This window comes from Pleurocapsa sp. CCALA 161, from assembly GCF_003003995.1.
Lineage (GTDB): Bacteria > Cyanobacteriota > Cyanobacteriia > Cyanobacteriales > Xenococcaceae > Waterburya.
On sequence record NZ_PVWF01000241.1, the window covers coordinates 1 to 2,646 of the forward strand.

General features: G+C 41.8%; 2 protein-coding genes. Both read left to right on the top strand.

Annotated elements, in window-relative coordinates:
• The coding region (locus C7B62_RS25195) for a Crp/Fnr family transcriptional regulator (RefSeq protein WP_146132226.1) at positions 1-1,848 on the top strand (1,848 nt) is incomplete at its 5' end.
• Positions 1,849-2,258: 410 nt separating this feature from the next.
• On the top strand, positions 2,259-2,646 hold a 388-nt coding region (locus C7B62_RS25200; protein ID WP_146132227.1), incomplete at its 3' end, for a DEAD/DEAH box helicase family protein.

Genomic DNA, 2,646 nt, shown 5'->3' on the forward strand with positions numbered 1-2,646 from the left:
CTAGTTGCTGTTCCGCTTTTACTGGGAGGATGTACCGCGATCAGCTATGGTGTGGGACAGTGGGTCGAAAAACGTGCCAAATCTTACAGTCGGCGACACCATACCAAGCTGACAAGCGAGACAATTCGACATCGCATTTTTACCCTCTGCACCTTTGGCATTTTCAACTTCTTCTTTATTTTTGGAGGTCGTCCCCTAATTCAGCTTCTACCCTGGTCGGTGCAGTATATCTACGACCTGGGTTTAGTCTCCCTCAGTACCCTCTGGCTCTACAAAACCTGGCGGCGTACTCCCGATCTCTATTCTCGTGAAAATCTTGCTAGTCGATTCCGTAAACAATTGGAAAAATTACAGCTTAATGTTGCACAGTTTTTAGAAGGACGTGTACTTAGTGACCTAAATACTCATGAAGTCTATGTCTTAGCCAAAGTTCTCCCTGGCTTTACTCGCGAGAAACGACACCAGGCGTATAAAGAGGTGGTGCGAGAAGCATTGGAAGAAGGCTATGTAAATTACTCCAGTAGTTTGGAAATTTTACAGCAAATGCGCCGAGAATTAAGTATTACCGATGATGAACACCGTATGGTGTTAGACGAATTGGGCATTGAAGATCCAGAATTGCTCAATCCCAATCGCCAACGTAGTTTAGAAAATCAGATTCGCTTGAGCGGTTACCGCAAATCGTTAGAGCGACTAATGTTGCTACAAAGCAAACAGCCCGATCGCCAGACATTTGAGCAATTATCAGCTCAAGATTCAGCCTCGATTCGTTCTCTGCGCCGTGAATATTCGATTACAGCACAGGAAGAAGAATGGATTTTAAGTGGATTTACAGCCAATAACGGTAGCCTTAAAAAGGCAGAGTTTCTCCTGGCTCAACTGCCAGAATTAATTAATAGTTATCGTGCCTTAAATCAACCCATACTTCATGAGTATCAAGCAGTGTTAATGCTACTACGAGAAAATATCAAGCATAAAAAAGAATTGATCGTGCGTTCACTTCTGGAAACACTGGCACTCCTCAAAAATGATCCAGCTACCCCAGCTTTAGTACAGTCCTTACAAAATGCTTCCCCCACGATTTTAATAGAAATTCTAGACCAAGAAGACTGGAGCGATCGCCTGCCACCAGAGATACTACAATTTTTGACTCAACCTGGATCAACTCCCGTGACTTGTTCTCTTGAAGCTTCTTCAGAGGAGATTCTGGGTCATTTAGAAGCTTTGCTACAGGAGCAAAATCCCCTAATTCAGTCCGCTGCACTCTATATGATTGCTCAATTAGATACAGAACGCGCTCAAGCGATCGCTCGCAATCAACATCATGAGTCCAGTCCTCAACTTTTGCAGGAAACTGCCAAGCGGTTGTTATCTTTGCCAACACCCAAGCCATCTCTCAGCGAATTTCCAACCCTTGAGAAGCTGATTTATTTATTCAATAGTGATTTCTTTCATCGAATGCAGAGTGAAACGTTGATCGCCCTAGCTCATAAGGCAGAAGTGAGAACCTACTCTAGCGGTGAGGTGATCACAGAAGCGGGAGATACCTGCCGAGAACTATTACTTTTGCTGGAAGGCAATGCCAATATTCACTATCAAAATCAAACTGGGGCCCAGATTCGTGTTGAACAGCTTTTCCCTGGGCAAACCCTTGACGAGCTAGAAGTTTTGGCACATAGTACCTCGGAAAATACAATTATTGCAGACAGCGAAAAGACTCGTATTTTAGCAATTTCCGTTGATGCCTTTGACGACTTACTAGACAAAGACCGTGATTTTGCACGGCGGGTTTTGGAATTAGAAAGTCGGCAGCTACAGCGATTTATGCGATCAATGCAGCAGATTTAAAATAGTTATGGTTTTTAGTTAAACGCGATCGCTTTTTGTTTAATGTCAAAATAACAAGAATAATATTTAAGACGAATGACATCAATGACTTGTTCAGGCAGTTTTTAGTCGGCTTTTCACGGAATAATATCCATCAAGTTTCTCGATATCACCGACGAATATACCGAAAGTTTCTTGATATCATGTTCTACAGGGTGGATATCCAGAAAGTTTCAGTATAATAAATAGTTATCCCTCAAGCTGTTGGTTGTGACGGTTGTTTAGAATTTATCTGTTAGTGCCAAGGGTGTAGTGCATAATTCTGACTGTGGTGTAGTGTTTGTAGGTGCTGAGAAGGAGGCATCATCAGACGAGATCCGTTAGAATTGAACCGTTTCTTGCCCAAATTATGATTTTGTAAAGTAGTAAAAATGGTTGATTTTAAGAAGAAGCTGGGTTTGAAATCAATCGAGAAAAAGATAAATCCAGTTGAAATTTATGATGAGCTAGATAGAAGAAGTGAGACGGGTCCTCTGCGTCCAGTACAAAGAGAAGTGCTAACAAATTGGTGGTTACACCGTAAAGATGACAAGGATTTAGTCTTAAAGCTGCACACTGGACAAGGTAAAACCTTGATCGGGTTACTGATTCTTCAATCCAAACTGAATCAGAAGAAAGGTCCCTGCTTATACGTGTGCCCTAACATATACTTGGTAAAACAAACTTGCCTAGAAGCAGAAAAATTTGGCATTGGATATGTAACTTTTGATGGCAGTAATTCCCTACCCGATCAATTTCTAAACTCAGAGAAGATATTAA